This window comes from Haematospirillum sp. H1815, assembly GCF_012102705.1.
In the GTDB taxonomy this organism is placed as follows: domain Bacteria; phylum Pseudomonadota; class Alphaproteobacteria; order Rhodospirillales; family Rhodospirillaceae; genus Haematospirillum.
In genome coordinates this window covers 77591-94594 of record NZ_JAAVTA010000008.1, presented here as the reverse complement: position 1 = coordinate 94594, position 17004 = coordinate 77591, and the positions used below count along the sequence as shown (strand labels likewise).

Sequence of the window (17004 nt, the reverse complement as noted above, 5' to 3'; positions counted from 1 at the left end):
CCAGATAATGGAAGACTTCTGTGACTGATATGCCCGATTTTCGCTTTCTTGCCGATAGTTTGATACCGGTTGTTCGCAAGGCTGGATCTGCGATTATGGGGATTTACGAAAGTGATTTTGCTGTCCTGCAAAAGGACGATGATTCGCCTGTGACGGCGGCAGATCGCGTTGCCGAGGATATCCTGGTTCCAGTCCTGCGTGATTTGACGCCGGATTTTCCCGTCGTAGCCGAAGAAGCTGTGGCTGCGGGGGATTGCCCTTCCGTGGGTAATGGCCCGTTTTGGCTGGTTGATCCTTTGGATGGCACAAAAGAGTTTGTGCGAAGAAACGGCGAGTTCACTGTCAATGTCGGATTGGTTTCAAGGCAACGCCCCGTCTTCGGGATTGTATACCTTCCGGTTTCGGATGTGCTGTATCTCGGCTATGGCTCCGGTGGTGCCTTTCGGTATACGGGTGATAACCCGCCGGAACGTTTGCAGTGTCGTGCCCCCGGTGCCGAAGGACTGACCGTGCTTTCCAGTCGTTCCCATGCCAAGGGAGACGCTCTTTCTGCCTGGCTTGCCGACAAGGCTGTTGCCGGTATCGTGCACGCCGGCAGTTCGCTGAAGTTTTGTCGTCTGGCAGAAGGAACGGCTGATGTTTATCCCCGCTTTGGTCCTACCAGCGAGTGGGATACCTGTGCGGGCCATGCTGTTCTTTTGGCTGCCGGCGGGCGCATGACTTGTTTTGACGGTGCACCTTTTGTCTATGGCAAGCCGGGTTTTGGCAATCCGGGCTTTATCGCTTCCGGCTTGTGATGCGGGTTCTGTCCTGATGCCTGTTATCCCATTTTCTGATCCGACAGCGCTGACGGCTGCAGCAGGTCTCCTTCGTTCAGGTAGCTTGGTCGCGTTTCCGACTGAGACAGTCTATGGCCTTGGTGCCGACGCAACCCAGGACCGTGCTGTTGCCCGCATTTACGAGGCCAAGGGACGGCCATCGTTCAACCCCTTGATCTGTCATGTACCGGATCCGGAATCCTTGGTGTCCTTGGTTCACTGTGATGAACGGGCCCGACTGGCTATGGCTGCCTTCTGGCCCGGGCCACTAACCCTTGTTTTGCCGCGGCGTGAGGGGTGCTCTCTTTCTCCGCTGGTTTCAGCGGGTCTGCCCAGTGTTGCCGTTCGTGTACCGGATCACCCCCTGGCTCTTGCCCTTCTGCGCGAATGCGGGCACCCGGTTGCTGCGCCTTCGGCCAACCGTTCGGGATCTATCAGCCCGACGCTTGCTGCTCATGTTGTTGCCAGCTTGGGTGACCGTGTTGATATGGTTCTGGATGGGGGAGCGTGTGGTGTCGGGGTGGAAAGTACGGTTGTAGATTTGACAGGGCGTCAGCCTGCCTTGCTGCGTCCCGGGGGGATTTCACGGGAACGGTTGGAATCTGTTCTTGGGCCGCTGGTGTGGGAGGTTGACAATGATGTGGCACCGCATAGCCCAGGTCAGCTTTTGTCGCATTATGCTCCTTCTTGTCCCGTTCGCCTTGATGCTGTGTCGGCAGGTCCGGGGGAGGCATTGCTTGGTTTTGGTGCTGCCGGCCTTACAGCGGGTTCTACGCTTAACCTGTCCCCTTCCGGGGATTTGGTTGAAGCTGCTGCCAATCTTTTTGCCATGTTGTTCGAGCTGGATGCTGCCGGTTGGGCCGGCATTGCCGTGATGCCTATTCCCGATCATGGTTTGGGATTGGCGATCAACGATCGTTTGCGACGTGCAGCTGCCCCGCGTGATCCCCGTCAGGGTTTTTTCGGCTGATTACAGGGCCTGCACCAGTCTTGGTTATGGCTGGTGCAGGTTCCGGTCAGCGTGTTCCGAACGGTTCTTCGGCCAGTCGCTTGTGTCCACCGCATGCACCAATGACCTTGGATTGCGGGGAGAACTTGTTCCACACCTTCTCGTGAAAGTAGAATACAATGGTATTGGCGGTTGGTTCCAGTAGGGCAACCCCCGTCGCAATGGCGATGGAACCTGTCAGAAGATAGGTGATGGCAAAGCCAACACTGAAATGCAGGACCGCAAAACTACCCGTTTTCAGGATATCACGCATGCTGCGGTGCTCCACTCACAAGGACAGTATTTCCATTAGCATGCCGTATTTCTTTGCATGATTCCAGAAAGCATTTTCTCTTTGTATGATTGAGACATGCCAAGATACACCATTCTTGCTGTTGTGGGGATTGCGGTATATGAGAACCAACATATAATCCCTGATTTCATAAAATAGGGCTCGGGGTACCTTCTGTGTCTATAGCTGATCATATCTTGTCCGAACTGTATTCTGTCGTCGGGGCAGAGGGTGTTCTTGTTGATCCTGAGGCCCTTGATCCGTTCCTGCGTGAGGAACGTGGGCGGTATCGTGGTGCATCATCGCTTGTCGTGCGCCCATCTTCGGTTGATCAGGTCTCTGCCGTCGTACAGCTGTGTGCCCGCCACGAATTAAGCCTTGTGCCCCAAGGCGGTAACACAGGCCTGTGTGCCGGTGCCGTTTCTGATGCCGGTCAGATCATTCTGTCACTGGGGCGCATGAACCGGATTCGCTCTGTGGACCCTGTCAATTTTACCATGACCGTGGAAGCTGGCGTAGTTCTGGAAACGATCCAGAAGGCTGCATTGGACGCAGATCGCTTTTTCCCCTTGTCGCTTGGCGCGCAGGGCTCCTGCCAGATTGGTGGTAATCTGGCAACCAATGCCGGAGGTTTGAACGTCTTGCGCTATGGTAACGCACGTGATTTGTGCCTGGGACTGGAAGTTGTCCTAGCAGACGGGCGGATATGGAATGGCCTGAAGCGTCTTGGAAAGGATAATACGGGTTATGCGCTGAAACATTTGTTTATCGGTGGGGAGGGGACGCTTGGCGTTATTACCGCCGCTGTTCTGAAGCTTTTCCCCCGCCCGCTGGAAAAGCAGACAGCGCTGTGTGCTGTTCCCGATGTCCGCTTTGTTCCTCATCTTCTGGCTTTGGCGCGCTCTCTCTCGGGTGATCAGGTCAGTGCCTTTGAACTTATGGCTCGTTTCTCTCTTGAGCTGGCATGCCGTCATCTTGATGGCGTTACCGATCCTTTTGAGTCTCCTTGGCCATGGTATGTCCTAGTTGAGTTTTCAACCACCCGGGCCGGAACAGATTTGCGCACAGTGTTTGAGCGCTTTCTGGAAGAAGCGTTTGATCAGGCATTGATCGGCGATGCGGTCATTGCCGAAAGCGGGCGGCAGGACGCTGCATTCTGGAGAATGCGTGAAGGACTGCCCGAGGCCCAGAAGCATGAGGGTGCTTCAGTCAAGCACGACATATCCGTTCCCATTGCCAGTGTGCCAGAATTTCTGGAGCGGGCTATGCAGGCTGTATCTCAAGCTGTTCCAGGGATCAGGCCGTGTCCATTCGGGCATGTCGGGGATGGCAATATCCATTTTAATCTGACTCAACCTGAGATGATGTCTTCAGCTGATTTCCTTGCTAAGTGGGAAGATTTGAACCGGATTGTCCACGACATTGTTGCTGATATGAGTGGGTCTTTTTCCGCCGAGCACGGCATAGGACGTCTCAAGGTTGATGAGATGCTTCGTTATAAGGCAGATGAAGAAATTGATATGATGCGCAGGATCAAGAAGGCCCTTGATCCCCAAGATATTCTTAATCCCGGCGTTATTCTTTGCAGCGATCGGGTATAGTGCTTGTCTGCGAATAAGGGCTTCTCGGCTGATCTATCCTTGGTTCTGTATCCTGCTGTCACCATTCAGACAGGCTGCCTCAAAAGTTCGGGGCAGTTTGTCCTGTGGCAGTTATCGTTGGAGAGTGGTGGGAATCCGTGAGAAAGGGTCGGTCGGGACGTAATGGCCAGGTGGCACAGGACACTTGCTGCGGCTCTGTCGGCTTGGCTTCTGGCCCCGGCATTCGGGGGAGCTTTTGCGTCTGAACACCATATTCTGATGCTGCTGTGGCGTGGTGAAACCGCTGTCGAGAGCGCATGGCGGGACCGTATGAACCATTCCGGTATACCGCATCAGGTTACAGTTCTGTCTGCGGAGCAAGACCGGGGGCGTTTGGTTGATGGTTTGCGTAAACTGCGCAGCCAATTTGATGGCGGGCAGATTCGTTTGATTTATTGTTCAGAGTCGATGGCCTGTATGGTGGCGAAGCAGGTCGTGCGGGGTGATGTTCCTATTGTGTTTGCCAATGTTATGGACCCGGTAGGGACTGGCGTTGCCAATTCCTTGGTTGTTCCCGGGCTTGGAACGGGTGGCGTGAAAGGAGGAGTTGCTGTTGGGGAACAGCTTTCTGTTTTGCGTGGTCTTGTTCGCTTCAACAGCCTCCTTTTCCTCTATAATCCACGTGAATACAACTCGATCCTCTCCCGCAATGCTGTGATGGACTGGGCCGAGAAAGAGGGAATTCGTGTCGAGGAAAGGCGTGTTGTTCCTGGCAGTATAAGCCTTGATGAAGTCATTTCTGACCTTTTCATCGGGAAACTTGCTGCCGATGTACTGTTTGTCTCTGATGACAGCTATGTGACGTCACGAGGACAAGAAATTGCAGAAACGGTGGGGGAACGTATTATCCTTTTGGCAGGTCGTCATGAGTTGGTGCGGGCCGGCTGGGTTGCTGCTTGGGCTCCGGATGAAGCTGAAATCGGCCGTATGGCCGCAGATCTGACTTTGGATGTGTTGAGCAAGGGGATAGACCCGGGGCTTGAGGAGGTTCGGATGCCCAAGCCGCAGTTGTTTTTTGATGCAGCGGCTGCCAAGCGGCACAATATCGTGTTTCCCACCGGTGTTCCTGGTCCGGGGGGTGTGACAGAAAAGGCTGTTCCATGATGATTCTCCGTTCAACGCTGTTATGGTTCTCGGCTGCTGTTTGTTTTGGGCTGGCCAGCTCTGTCTCGTCTTTTTCTGCTGCAGCTGCAGAGCAGAAGGCCATTCTGATGGTTCTGTGGCGTGGCGTTACGGCGGTTGAGCAGTCATTCCGCTCCAAGATCGAAGAGGATGGGTACTCGGTAACGTATACCGAAATTTTGTCCAAGCAGGACCGGGCTGTGCTTGGCGAGAAGATACGGGCCTTGCAGGAAGATATTGCGGGCAAAAAGTTTGATATTGTCTATTGCTTCGGGACAACAGCGTGTCAGATGACGGTGCAGGTCGTTCGTGGAGCTGTGCCGGTTCTTTTCGTCAATGTCTTTGATCCTGTAGGGGCCGGCCTTGTCCACTCCGTGAAAATTCCTGGTGGCAATGTGACGGGCGTTACGATTGGGGTTCCTGTCAACGCGCAGCTTGATGCCCTGTCGCGGTTGGTGCCTATCAAGCGGTTATTCCTTCTGTTCAACGCGCGGGAGAGCAATGCCAACTTGTTTGCTGATCAGGTGCGGGGCTGGGCAGGACCAGCCGGGGTGGAGGTGCTGGAACGCCGGGTTGCCCCGGGGACGGATGCGCTTGAACGTGCCTTGGTTAGTATCTCGTCCGGTGAATTGAGTGCGGATGCCCTGTTTATCGGAACCGACAGCTATCTGATTTCACAAGCTGCGGATATTCATCAGGCTATTGGTTCCCGTATACCGCTTTTTGCTTCTGGCGAGGATCCTGTACGGAAAGGGTGGCTGGCAACCTGGGCTCCGCTGGCTGAGGATATTGGGCGCGCTGCGGCTGAAATAGCGTTGGCTGTTTTCAAAGGACAGGATGCATCGATGCTACCTATTGTTCTGCCCAAGCCCCATCTGATTGTTTCAAAAGCAGCAGCGGATCTGCACAAGGCCACGATTCCTGATGGAGCTGTTGTTTTGCCCTGACGGTTGGGTTCATATCTACTCTTATTGTATTTATTTGATATAATAAATTAATCTTGAGTGTTTTTCTTGTGGCGCGCATTATCCGACTTTTGAATGTAACATATTGATATTATGGTGATAGATGAACTGCCATCTCATATCGAGATGGCAGTCCTGCAAATAAGTCCTGTTTTATTTTATGGGTATTGGGGCAGGATGCGCAGGCCCGGGTGTGCAGAAGTACTGCGGCTTGCGGTCTTGGCGTAAGTTATGGAGGCGCACCTGTGCTCCCCGATCTTTCTTCTTTGGTTATCGTGTTGGTGGAGCAGGTCTCGGGTTACGCCTTGTTGGCTTGGGTTTTGGGAGCCACCTTTCTTTTATCTTCAGTCTGCACGCCATATCCGGCATGGCCACACAAGACCGTGCTTGTGTCCGGGGCTGCGTTCCTGTCTGTTTTGTGCGGGTGGCTTGATGCAGCTTGTTTTGGTCCCCATTGGGTCGCTTTACCCATAGCCGCCGTGGTGATAGCCAGTCTTCTGCATGGTTTTATTGCGGCAGGTGCCGTAGCGGTGACCAGCTCTCTGTGTCTTTATGGTCTGGGGCTTTATGACATCGTTACTGCATTTTCAATGGCGGCATGCGGGCTTCTGGCTGGAATAGTGTGCTACCTGTGCATGCGTTATCGGGATTCTTTTCCCTGTTTGTCCAATCTGCTCGTGATTCCTCTGGCGACGCTTCTGCCTGTGTCCCTGCATTATATGCTTATCCTGTTGGCAACAGATCGGATCGGGCCTGATCAACCGTCTTTACTGTTTGCCGCCGCATTTACCTTTCTGGTGCAGGTTGTTTCTATTGCTGGCTTTGTGTCTGTCTTCAGAGTACGTCTACGTGCTGCCCATTTTGATGTGACTGCCGCATGGAACAAGGCGCAGGATCTTGCAGGCAGGCTTCAGGGGCTGTTCCCGATCCTTGATTCCAGGCGTGCGGCTTCTGTTGCAACGCTTCTATGGCAAGGTCTTGGCGTCAATGGTGTTTGCATAACAGGCGAGCTGCATGTCTTGGCCAGCGCGGGTGAAGTTCCCAATTCATTTTGTACTGACGATATAGCGCCCTGCAAGGATCTAACGCAGCCCTTCCAGATGCGGTTGCCTGCTCGTTGTCTGGGGTCTGATTCCATTTTGGTCATACCTTTTGGCAATGAGGAAGAAGAATGCAGTGGGCATCTGGTGCTCTTTGTTTCTGATTATCATCCGTGCGTTTCGTACGTTGTAACCTTGACGGAGATGGTTGGGGCATTGCTCTTGTCGGCATGGACTGCGGAGCGTGGTGCGCAGCAGGCGCGTATGCTTGAGGAAGCCAGGGAAGAGTTGGTACGGGCCCGGCTTAATCCTCATTTTCTGTTTAATGCCCTGAATACAACGGCTGCCGTTGTTCGTCATGACCCTGACCGTGCGCGTCTTCTGATCCAGAAATTTGCGGCATGGTTGCGCCGTAATCTGGATCGTCCGTGGCAAAAAACATCTTTGGAAGATGAACTGGAGCATGTGACCAGCTATCTGGCTATCGAGCAGGCACGTTTTGCAGATCGTCTGAAGCTGGAGATATGCGTCCCGGATGACCTGTATCGGGACAGTATTCCCTCTTTTGTGCTGCAGCCACTGGTGGAGAATGCCATCAAGCATGCTGTTTCCCAGAGCCTGGGGCCTTGTACTGTCCGTATTCGGGCACACCGTGGAGAAGGTCACCTGGTTATAGCGGTGGAAGACAGCGCTGGGCTTTACCGTGAGGGCGGCTCTTCTGTGGTGAAGGGTATGGGCCTTGGCCTTGTACGGCAGAAGATTGGTAGTGGGGGCGGTGCGCTTGATATGACATGCCTGCCGGGAACGTTAACCCGGGCTACCCTCTCTATTCCGGTATCTGTGCCCAGTATCCAGGATTTGGGGTGCAAGCGGAGTGTTGCCGCATGATCCGTGTTCTGCTCGTTGATGATGAACCTTTGGCGCGTGATGCATTGAAGGACCTTCTTCTGGATGAATGTGACGTAGAGGTCATTGGTGAGTGCGGCAATGCGGTTGATGCCCTGGCTGCTATCAACCGGACCTCGCCGGATGCGGTCTTCCTGGATATTTTGATGCCCCGGATCAGCGGTATTGAGCTTTTGTCTATGCTTGATCCGCAACGTATGCCCCGGATCATCTTCCTGACAGCCCATGAGGATTATGCCTTGCAGGCCTTTGAAGGGCGGGCCTTTGATTATGTTCTCAAGCCGATTGAGAAATTACGGTTGCAGAAAACCCTGGATGCCTTGCGGGACAAGAACCGCTCCATGCCTTCTGTTACGCGCCCGTTGCTGCGGATTCCCTGCTCTGGGCTGCATCGGATCAGTTTGTTCAAGGTTGAGGAAATTGAGGCTGCTGTTTCCAGGCCCGGCGGGGTTTATGTGATGACAACAGACGGTGTGGAGCATTTTACCGAGCTGACCCTTCGGACCATGGAGGAACGTACACCGCTTATTCGTTGCCATCGCCAGTATATGATCAACCCTGATCATATCCGCGATATTGCCCTGTGCGACGGAGGGGGTGCCCTGATTGAAACATGCAGTAATCACACGGTACCGGTCAGCCGGCGTTTCCTTGGGTTGCTCAAAGAGCATCTTGGTATAGCATGACCCGGTCTTTTCCTGGCGTGGGCCTGTGTGTGTTCCGTCGGGGGCGGGGGCTTGTTTTTTTTCAGAACCGCTCGCAGCTGTTTTTCTGCCGCTGGCAGTTTTATCAAGCCGCTTGCTGTTTGTGTGCCCCCAAAAAGCCATAAAAAAGATAAGGTTTCATCAACAACCATAGTCACGGAGAAAGTCTATGGAAAATGCCCTGACCTTCGTGATCGTGGCCATCTGTGTTCTTGCCATATGTTATCGTTTTTACGGTGTTTTTATCGTCAAAAACGTTCTGGGCGCAGATGATTCGCAGATCACGCCGGCTCACAAGCTTGCCGATGGCAGGAACTATGTGCCGACTCGTAAATGGGTAAATGCCGGGCAGCACTTTGCTGCCATTGCCGCTGCTGGTCCCCTGGTTGGTCCGGTTCTGGCAGCCCAGTTTGGTTATTTCCCTGGTTTTGTATGGCTGCTGGTCGGCGTTGTTGTCGGTGGTGCTGTACATGACACGGTCGTTCTTTTTGCTTCGATGAAGCATAACGGAACATCCCTGTCTGAAATTGCCAAGGCCGAGCTTGGTCCCGTTGCCGGTGTGTGTACCGGTCTGGCCATGCTGTTTATTATCACTATCACCATGTCCGGTCTGTCGATGGTCGTGGTTCATGCCCTGGAGCGGAACCCCTGGGGGACGTTTGCTGTGGCCATGACGGTGCCGATTGCCATCTTTGTTGGCCTGTTCGAGCGGATTACGGGGCATGCCCGTGCAGCGACGTGGGCTGGTCTGGCCGGGATCCTGGCCTCTGTCGTGGCTGGTCCTTATATTCAGGGCACGCTGGTCGGTGAATGGCTTAGCCTGCATGTTGATACGGTTGCCTTGTCGCTGCCGATCTATGCATTCTTTGCCAGTGCATTGCCTGTCTGGCTGCTGCTGACCCCACGCGGTTATTTGTCCAGTTTCATGAAGATCGGGGTGTTTGGTGCCTTGGTTGTTGGCGTTGTGTTCATCAACCCGACGATTCAGTTTCCGGCCTTTACCCAGTTTATTCATGGCGGCGGCCCGGTTTTGTCCGGTCCGGTATGGCCCTTCATTTCGATTACCATTGCCTGTGGTGCGATCTCTGGTTTCCATGCCTTCATCGGATCAGGAACAACACCGAAGCTGGTGGACAAGTGGTCTGATATTCGTCCGGTCGCTTTTGGTGCCATGCTGGTGGAGTGCCTGGTTGCGGTTATGGCCCTGGTTGCTGCAACCTCCCTGCCTGTGGCGGACTATTTCGCCATTAATGCAAAGCCGGAAGTGTTTGCGGCGCTGGGCATGGATGTGGTCGAACTGCCGCGCTTGTCCGAGGCTATTGGCATCGACCTGGCCGGGCGTACCGGCGGTGCGGTGACCTTGGCCGTTGGCATGACGTACATCTTCACGAAAATTCCCTGGTTCTCGACCTTGTCGTCGTATTTCTTCCAGTTCGTGATCATGTTCGAGGCCGTCTTTATCCTTACGGCGGTTGATTCCGGGACCCGTGTTGCCCGTTACCTGATCCAGGATTTCGGCGGCAGCTTGTGGGCACCCCTGAAGCGGATCGACTGGGCTCCGGGTGCCATTGGTGCCAGTGCCCTGGCCTGCCTGGCTTGGGGATACCTTCTTAACTCCGGTGATATCAACTCGGTTTGGGCCCTGTTCGGGGTGTCCAACCAGCTGATGGCCACTGTGGGTCTGATTATCGGTGCAACAATTATCCTGAGGCTCTCGCAGAAGCGCATCTATGTGCTGACCTGCCTGGTGCCTTTGGCGTACCTGTTTGTCACTGTCAACTATGCTGCTTTCTGGATGATAGAGAATGTTTATCTGAATGAAACGGCACGGGGTTACAGCCCGTTCAATGCAGGTCTCTCGCTTATCATGATGGGACTTGGGGTCGTGATCCTGATTTCGGCCATTCGCAAGTGGGCTGAAATGCTACGGGCTGCAAAAGCCCCGGCATTCGGACCCGCTGCGGCCGAATAGACCGGTTACCCGGGCAGTCTTGTGTTGGCTGCCCGGGCTGCTCCAAAGGAGAGAGTAATGAGTGTTCAATCCAAAAACGATGCCTTTGCCCTGTGCTGGTCCGGTTTCCGGGATGGTGAGTGGCAGAAAAAAGTCGATGTGCGCGACTTTATCCTGCGTAACGTCACCCCCTATGAAGGAGATGACAGCTTTCTGGCCGGTGCGACAGAGCGGACCAAGGCGTTGTGGGACAAGCTTGGCGAACTGCTGAAGCTTGAGCGCGAAAAGGGTGTGCTGGATGTTTCTGCGGATCGTCCGTCCTCGATCCTTGCCCACGATCCCGGCTATATTGACAAGGACAGCGAGATTATTGTCGGTCTGCAGACCGACGCCCCCCTGAAGCGGGCTATTATGCCCAACGGGGGTCTGCGTATGGTCGAGAGCGGTCTTGAGGCCTATGGTTTCAAAATTGATCCGGCTGTCCAGGAGATTTGGGGCAAGTACCGCAAATCGCATAACCAGGGCGTATTCGACACCTACACCCCCGATATTCTGGCTGCCCGCAAGAGCGGTGTGATCACTGGCCTTCCCGATGCCTATGGTCGTGGCCGCATTATCGGTGACTATCGTCGTGTTGCCCTTTACGGCGTCGATTTCCTGCGCCAGGACAAGCAGCGTGAGTTCCATGAGCTGGATAACCACAGCTTTACCGAGGACGTGCTGCGCCTGCGCGAAGAGTTGAGCGAACAGTGGCGTGCCCTTGGCGAGCTCCAGGAGATGGCGGCCCGCTATGGCTTTGATGTCAGCCGTCCGGCAGCCAATGCCCGTGAAGCCATCCAGTGGACCTACATGGCCTATCTGGCGGCTGTGAAGGAACAGAACGGTGCGGCCATGTCCTTCGGCCGTGTGTCTTCCTTCCTCGATATTTTCATTCAGCGCGATATCGAAGCCGGTGCCCTGACCGAAGAGCAGGCTCAGGAGATGATCGACGATCTGGTGATCAAGCTGCGTATTGTCCGCTTCCTGCGTACGCCGGAATACGACCAGCTGTTCTCCGGTGATCCGACCTGGGTGACCGAGTGCGTTGGTGGCATGGCTGAGGACGGGCGTCCCTTGGTCACCCGCAACAGCTTCCGTTTCCTGAATACCCTGTACAACCTGGGTCCGGCCCCGGAGCCTAACCTGACGGTCCTGTGGTCCACCAGCCTGCCCGAAGGGTTCAAGTTGTTCTGCGCCAAGGTTTCAGCAGACACCAGCGCCATCCAGTACGAGAACGATGACCTGATGCGTCCGAAGTGGGGCGATGACTATGGCATTGCCTGCTGTGTCTCTGCCATGCGTATTGGAAAGCAGATGCAGTTCTTTGGTGCGCGTGCCAACCTTGCCAAGGCCCTGCTGTACGCGATCAACGGTGGTGTTGACGAAAAGACCGGCCAGACTGTAGCCCCGGGCATGGAGCCGATCACGTCTGATGTTCTTGACTATGACGAGGTGATGAAGCACTTCGACAAGACCATGGACTGGCTGGCTGTGACGTATGTCAAGGCTCTGAACTGCATTCACTACATGCACGACCGCTATTCCTACGAGCGGATCGAAATGGCCCTGCATGATCGTGACATCCTGCGGACCATGGCCTGTGGTATTGCCGGCCTGTCTGTTGCGGCGGACTCCCTGTCTGCCATTCGTCATGCCAAGGTTCATGTTGTCCGTGATGAGCGCGGGCTGGCGGTTGATTATCGGATCGAAGGTGACTACCCGGCCTATGGCAACAATGATGACCGTGTTGACAGCATTGCTGTCTGGCTGACGGAGACCTTCATGAAGAAGGTGGCGGCCCAGCCGGTCTTCTATCGCAATGCCATGCCGACACAGTCTGTGCTGACCATCACGTCCAACGTGGTATACGGCAAGAAAACCGGGAATACCCCGTGCGGGCGTCGTTCCGGCGAGCCGTTTGCCCCGGGTGCCAACCCGATGAACGGTCGCGATACCAAGGGCTTTGTGGCTGCGGGCGCTTCGGTTGCCAAGCTGCCGTATGACGCTGCCCTGGACGGCATCAGCTGGACGGCTTCGGCCACTCCGGACTCCCTTGGCCGTACCCCGGACGAGAGAGCTGCCAACTTGGCGGGTTGCCTGGATGGTTTTGCCGAAGCTGGAGGCTTCCATGTCAACGTCAACGTGTTCAATCGCGACACTTTGGTTGAGGCGATGGAGCACCCCGAGCTGTACCCCCAGCTGACCGTTCGCGTGTCGGGTTATGCGGTGAACTTCGTCAAGCTGACCCGTGAACAGCAGCTTGATGTGATCAACCGCACTTTCCACGGCGCCATGTAAACTTGTTACCCGGAGAATGACGCGTATGCCTATGTCCCTGACCCGCCCCCATGTTCCGGTTGCTCCCGGCGGAGATACTCCCTGTGGCTATCTGCATTCGGTGGAAACCGGGGCGGCGGTTGACGGACCGGGGATGCGCGTCGTTCTGTTTTTGTCAGGATGTTTGTTCCGGTGTTCGTATTGCCATAATCCGGATACCTGGAAGCTTCATAATGGCCGCCTTGTCACACTGGACGAGGCGGTCGCCGAGGTCAGCCCCTATGCCCGCTTTCTCAAGCGCAGCGGCGGGGTGACCCTGTCCGGTGGGGAGCCGTTGATGCAGGCGGCTTTTGCCGGTGCCCTGTTGCGGCGCCTGAAGGATGAATTCGGCCTGCACTGTGCGCTTGATACCCAGGGTTTTCTGCATGCCGGTGTGGATGATGACTGGTTTGATCCGGTTGATCTTGTCCTGCTGGACATCAAACACAGCGACCCGGATGCCTACCAACAGCTTGTTGGCCAGCCATTGCAACCCACCCTTGATTTTGCCCGGCGTCTGGTTCGACTTGGCAAGCGGATGTGGATCCGGTATGTGCTGGTTCCCGGTGTGACCGACGGGGAAGAGGATATCGACCGGCTGGGAGCTTTCCTGGTGTCTCTTGGTCCTTTGGTCGAACGTGTTGAGGTTCTTCCATTTCATCAGCTGGGTGCTTCCAAATGGGAGTCGCTTGATATGGACTACCCCCTGGCGGATACCCCGGTTCCGACAGCGGAGCAGGCCAATGCCGCCCGCAAACGCTTTGCGGCTTATGGTTTGACCGTTTACTGATTTTTTTCTGTTCCGGCTGGATCATGATCCTGTGCCGGCCCTGCGACGAGGCAAGTTTTTGTTATGAGCGATACCCAAAATCTGGTTCTGGTCATCAACTGCGGTAGTTCATCGCTGAAATTCGCGGTTTTTGCCGGAAGCAGCCAGGATCCCGAGCTGTCAGGCCTTGCAGAATGCCTGGGCAGTCCGGAGGCCCGCCTGAAATACCGGATCCATGATGGAGAAAGCCAGACGGTGGCCTTGTCCGGGCCGGGTCATGATGCGGCTCTGGCGTCTATTTTGGGAATTTTGGGGGAGCAGGGGCTTCTTGGCCGTGTCACGGCTGTCGGGCACCGGATTGTGCACGGAGGAGAGCGGTTTTGTGCTTCGGCCGTGATTACACCCGAAGTTCTGGCCGATATCGAGGCCTGTACCCCGTTGGCCCCCCTTCATAATCCGGCTAACCTTCTGGGGGTTCGCACCGCCATGGAAGCCTTGCCGGATGTGGCTCATGTGGCTGTTTTTGATACCTCTTTCCATCAAACCATGCCGGAAACAGCCTTTTCCTATGCGGTGCCGGAGCGATTCTATCGCCAGCATGGTGTGCGCCGGTATGGCTTCCATGGGACCAGTCATCGGTTTGTGGCTGCACAGACAGTTGAGATGCTGGATCTCAATCCGGATGATCACGGGATTGTGATTGCGCACCTTGGCAACGGGGCTTCGGCTTCGGCCATCCTGAACGGACGTAGCGTTGATACCTCTATGGGTATGACGCCGCTGGAAGGTTTGGTCATGGGTACCCGGTGTGGCGATGTCGATGTCGGTGCGGTTCTGCATATGGCTCGTTGTGAAGGGCTTGATCTGGATGGAATTGACCGCGTTCTGAACCGGGAAAGCGGGTTGCTGGGTCTGTCGGGTTTGTCCAACGATTGCCGGACCTTAGAGCAGGCTGCTGCCGAGGGGCATGCCGGGGCCAGGTTGGCGTTGGCCGTTTTCGTTCACCGTCTGGCGCGTTCGATCGGTGCCTTGGCGACGTCTCTTCCCCGGCTGGATGCTGTGGTCTTTACAGGCGGTATTGGCGAAAATTCGTCCCTGATCCGCCGCGATACGGTGGCTCGTCTTGGTGTTTTCGGTCTGACTTTGGATGTGGCAGCAAACGATGCGGCTGTGCGGGGCCGGGCCGGTGTCATTTCTGCCGGCAACAGGCCGGTGGTTGCCGTTGTGGCAACCAACGAGGAATGGATGATTGCCAGCGATGCACTGGCGTTGGTCCAGTCCTCTTCTGGTCCAGCGTGAGGGGGAGTAAGCGTGTCCTCCAAAACATTTTTTCTTTCTGCGACCACCCGCGATGCAGGGCTGACCTCTGCGGCTTTGGGGTTGGCCCGCGCGTTTCAGCGTAGCGGTCTGAAGGTTGCCTTTGCCAAGCCGGTGGCCCAGCCGGATTCCACGGGTCCGGTTCCCGAGGGCGACCTGGCCGATCCGTCGGCCCAGTTTGCCCGTCAGCTTTGTCTGGCCGAAGTGGCGTCTTCCATACCCTTTGATGTGGCGGAGGCGCGTTTTACGGCCGGGGATATCGACGGTCTGATGGAGGAGGTTGTCACGATTGTCGAGGCGGTTGCCTCCGGCGTTGACGTTGTTGTCCTGGAAGGGCTCTTGCCCCTGAATGGCAGTGGCATGGCAACGGCCCTTAACGCGGCCATGTGCCGCAGCCTGGATGCTGGTCGTATTGTTGTTGTCCCCGGACAGAACCAGGGCGTGGATGCCTTGGCTGCTTCTGTGGCCAAGGCTGTTCGCCTTCCCGCTGCAGACCGTCCCCCGGTCGGGGTTCTGGTCAACAAGCATGCCGCGGATGTTGATGCTTCGGCTTTGCGGACCGCCATGGAGAAGGTCGAGGTTTCAACGCCGCTGATCGGTATTGTCCCGTGGGAGCCGCGGCTGCTGGCCCCTCGTCTGTCCGACGTGGTGCGGGCCCTGGATCTGACCGTGCTGCATCACGGAGCTTTGGAAACTTCCCGGGTGCGCAGTATCGTTGTGGCGGCGGGTGAGTCCGAGACCTGTATTTCCCGCCTTGGTCCCGGTGCCCTGGTCGTCAGTCACTGTGACCGTGGTGACATTGCCTTGGCTACGGCTCTTGCCAACCAGAGGGGAGTTCCCCTGTCCGGGTTGTTGTTGACCGGTGGAGGGACATTATCGCCGCGGGTTGCCGATCTGGTCATGCCGCCCAGCTCCGGTACCTTGCCGGTTGTTATGGCGAAGGAGGATACCTTTGCTGTGGCTTCTGCCCTGTCCCGTCTGGCCAGCGGGGTTGCTGCCGATGACTTCGAGCAGATGGAGCAGGTGATCGATTTTGTGGCCGGTCGTCTGGATACCGGACCTTTGCGTCGTATAATCGGTGAACCCTCCGAGCTTCGCTTGTCACCTCCAGCTTTCCGTTACCGTCTGATCCGGGAAGCCCGGAAGGCCGACAAGCGGATTGTTCTTCCCGAGGGAGACGAGCCCCGGACGCTGGAGGCTGCGGTGGTTTGCCATCGCAAGGGGATTGCCCGCTGTGTTCTGTTGGGGAATCCCGGTCGTATCCGCGAAGTGGCGGCTGCGCGTGGTCTGGAATTGCCCGATGGTCTGGAGATCGTTGATCCGGAGTCTGTCCGTGACCGCTATGTGGACCCGCTGGTCGAGCTGCGCAAGGGCAAGGGATTGACCGCACCGCAGGCAGCGCAACAGTTGGAAGATACGGTTGTGCTGGGTACCGTGATGCTTGCTTTGGACGAGGTCGATGGCCTTGTATCCGGAGCGGTCCATACAACAGCCAACACGGTACGTCCGGCGCTTCAGTTAATTCGGACCGCACCGGGTGCTAGTATTGTCTCCAGCATCTTTTTCATGCTGATGCCGGACCAGGTTCTGGTTTATGGCGACTGTGCCATCAATCCAGACCCCGATGCCGGGCAGCTGGCTGATATTGCCATTCAGTCGGCAGATTCTGCGCGGGCTTTTGGTATTGATCCCCGTGTGGCGATGATTTCCTATTCAACCGGTACATCCGGCAGCGGGGATGATGTCGAGAAGGTACGGCAAGCCACCGAGCTGGCCCGGTCCCGTCGTCCGGACCTGACCATTGATGGCCCCATGCAGTACGATGCGGCCAGTGTCGAGAGTGTAGCCCGGAGCAAGGCCCCGGACAGTCCGGTTGCCGGGCGTGCCACGGTCTTTGTGTTCCCGGATCTGAATACCGGCAATACAACATACAAGGCGGTTCAGCGTTCTGCCGGTGTAATCAGCGTCGGCCCGATGCTTCAGGGGTTGCGCAAGCCGGTTAACGACCTGTCCCGTGGTGCTTTGGTCGATGATATTGTCTACACCATTGCTTTGACGGCTATTCAGGCCGGGGCGCAGTCTGCGGAAGCGGACAAGTCGTAATCCCGAATATCCGATGGATAGGGATGGAGCCGGA

Annotated in this window: 13 protein-coding genes; 12 read left to right on the top strand and 1 reads right to left on the bottom strand. The window is 56.0% G+C overall.

What is annotated here, in order from left to right:
• The first annotated feature begins 29 nt into the window (after positions 1–29).
• A complete protein-coding gene (cysQ, locus tag HEQ60_RS07915; protein ID WP_168071226.1) occupies positions 30–797 on the top strand; it encodes a 3'(2'),5'-bisphosphate nucleotidase CysQ in 768 nt (255 codons plus the stop codon).
• 16 nt (positions 798–813) lie between these two features.
• Positions 814–1788 carry an L-threonylcarbamoyladenylate synthase gene (locus tag HEQ60_RS07910; RefSeq protein WP_168071225.1) on the top strand — a complete coding sequence of 325 codons (975 nt, stop codon included), beginning with the start codon at positions 814–816 and terminating at the stop codon, positions 1786–1788.
• A 46-nt stretch (positions 1789–1834) separates the two neighbouring features.
• Here the strand turns inward: HEQ60_RS07910 and HEQ60_RS07905 are convergent, their stop codons facing one another.
• Positions 1835–2080 carry a DUF2061 domain-containing protein gene (locus HEQ60_RS07905; protein ID WP_168071177.1) on the bottom strand — a complete coding sequence of 82 codons (246 nt, stop codon included), beginning with the start codon at positions 2078–2080 and terminating at the stop codon, positions 1835–1837.
• A 194-nt stretch (positions 2081–2274) separates the two neighbouring features.
• Between HEQ60_RS07905 and HEQ60_RS07900 the strand changes: the two genes are divergently transcribed.
• The 10 genes from HEQ60_RS07900 to pta all read left to right on the top strand — a co-directional run bounded on the left by HEQ60_RS07900 (position 2275) and on the right by pta (position 16970).
• Complete coding sequence (locus HEQ60_RS07900) at positions 2275–3699, top strand: FAD-binding oxidoreductase (RefSeq protein ID WP_168071176.1); 1425 nt, start codon at positions 2275–2277, stop codon at positions 3697–3699.
• 162 nt (positions 3700–3861) lie between these two features.
• Positions 3862–4842 carry an ABC transporter substrate-binding protein gene (locus HEQ60_RS07895; protein WP_168071175.1) on the top strand — a complete coding sequence of 327 codons (981 nt, stop codon included), beginning with the start codon at positions 3862–3864 and terminating at the stop codon, positions 4840–4842.
• A complete protein-coding gene (locus tag HEQ60_RS07890; protein ID WP_168071174.1) occupies positions 4839–5807 on the top strand; it encodes an ABC transporter substrate-binding protein in 969 nt (322 codons plus the stop codon). The genes HEQ60_RS07895 and HEQ60_RS07890 overlap by 4 nt, the downstream gene beginning before the upstream one ends.
• Positions 5808–6070: 263 nt before the next feature.
• Positions 6071–7753 carry a histidine kinase gene (locus HEQ60_RS10895; protein ID WP_168071173.1) on the top strand — a complete coding sequence of 561 codons (1683 nt, stop codon included), beginning with the start codon at positions 6071–6073 and terminating at the stop codon, positions 7751–7753.
• Complete coding sequence (gene btsR / locus HEQ60_RS07880; protein WP_168071172.1) at positions 7750–8457, top strand: two-component system response regulator BtsR; 708 nt, start codon at positions 7750–7752, stop codon at positions 8455–8457. The genes HEQ60_RS10895 and btsR overlap by 4 nt, the downstream gene beginning before the upstream one ends.
• 187 nt (positions 8458–8644) lie before the next feature.
• A complete protein-coding gene (locus HEQ60_RS07875; protein WP_168071171.1) occupies positions 8645–10447 on the top strand; it encodes a carbon starvation protein A in 1803 nt (600 codons plus the stop codon).
• A gap of 57 nt (positions 10448–10504) precedes the next feature.
• Positions 10505–12763, top strand: coding sequence for a formate C-acetyltransferase (pflB, locus tag HEQ60_RS07870; RefSeq protein ID WP_168071170.1), 2259 nt, complete (start codon positions 10505–10507; stop codon positions 12761–12763).
• A 25-nt stretch (positions 12764–12788) separates the two neighbouring features.
• Positions 12789–13571, top strand: coding sequence for a pyruvate formate-lyase-activating protein (gene pflA / locus HEQ60_RS07865; protein ID WP_245183839.1), 783 nt, complete (start codon positions 12789–12791; stop codon positions 13569–13571).
• A 63-nt stretch (positions 13572–13634) separates the two neighbouring features.
• Positions 13635–14849, top strand: a complete 1215-nt coding sequence (locus HEQ60_RS07860) for an acetate/propionate family kinase (RefSeq protein WP_168071169.1) — start codon at positions 13635–13637, stop codon at positions 14847–14849.
• A 12-nt stretch (positions 14850–14861) separates the two neighbouring features.
• Positions 14862–16970: a phosphate acetyltransferase gene (gene pta / locus HEQ60_RS07855; protein ID WP_168071168.1), complete on the top strand. Its 2109-nt coding sequence runs from the start codon at positions 14862–14864 to the stop codon at positions 16968–16970.
• Positions 16971–17004 lie beyond the last annotated feature (34 nt).

Excerpts from the sequence above, each read along its gene's own strand:
- cysQ (WP_168071226.1), top strand. The coding sequence starts at position 30 with ATGCCCGATTTTCGCTTTCTTGCCGATAGTTTGATACCGGTTGTTCGC.
- HEQ60_RS07910 (WP_168071225.1), top strand. The coding sequence starts at position 814 with ATGCCTGTTATCCCATTTTCTGATCCGACAGCGCTGACGGCTGCAGCA.
- HEQ60_RS07905 (WP_168071177.1), bottom strand. The coding sequence starts at position 2,080 with ATGCGTGATATCCTGAAAACGGGTAGTTTTGCGGTCCTGCATTTCAGT.
- HEQ60_RS07895 (WP_168071175.1), top strand. The coding sequence starts at position 3,862 with ATGGCCAGGTGGCACAGGACACTTGCTGCGGCTCTGTCGGCTTGGCTT.
- HEQ60_RS07890 (WP_168071174.1), top strand. The coding sequence starts at position 4,839 with ATGATGATTCTCCGTTCAACGCTGTTATGGTTCTCGGCTGCTGTTTGT.
- btsR (WP_168071172.1), top strand. The coding sequence starts at position 7,750 with ATGATCCGTGTTCTGCTCGTTGATGATGAACCTTTGGCGCGTGATGCA.
- HEQ60_RS07875 (WP_168071171.1), top strand. The coding sequence starts at position 8,645 with ATGGAAAATGCCCTGACCTTCGTGATCGTGGCCATCTGTGTTCTTGCC.
- pflB (WP_168071170.1), top strand. The coding sequence starts at position 10,505 with ATGAGTGTTCAATCCAAAAACGATGCCTTTGCCCTGTGCTGGTCCGGT.
- pflA (WP_245183839.1), top strand. The coding sequence starts at position 12,789 with ATGCCTATGTCCCTGACCCGCCCCCATGTTCCGGTTGCTCCCGGCGGA.
- HEQ60_RS07860 (WP_168071169.1), top strand. The coding sequence starts at position 13,635 with ATGAGCGATACCCAAAATCTGGTTCTGGTCATCAACTGCGGTAGTTCA.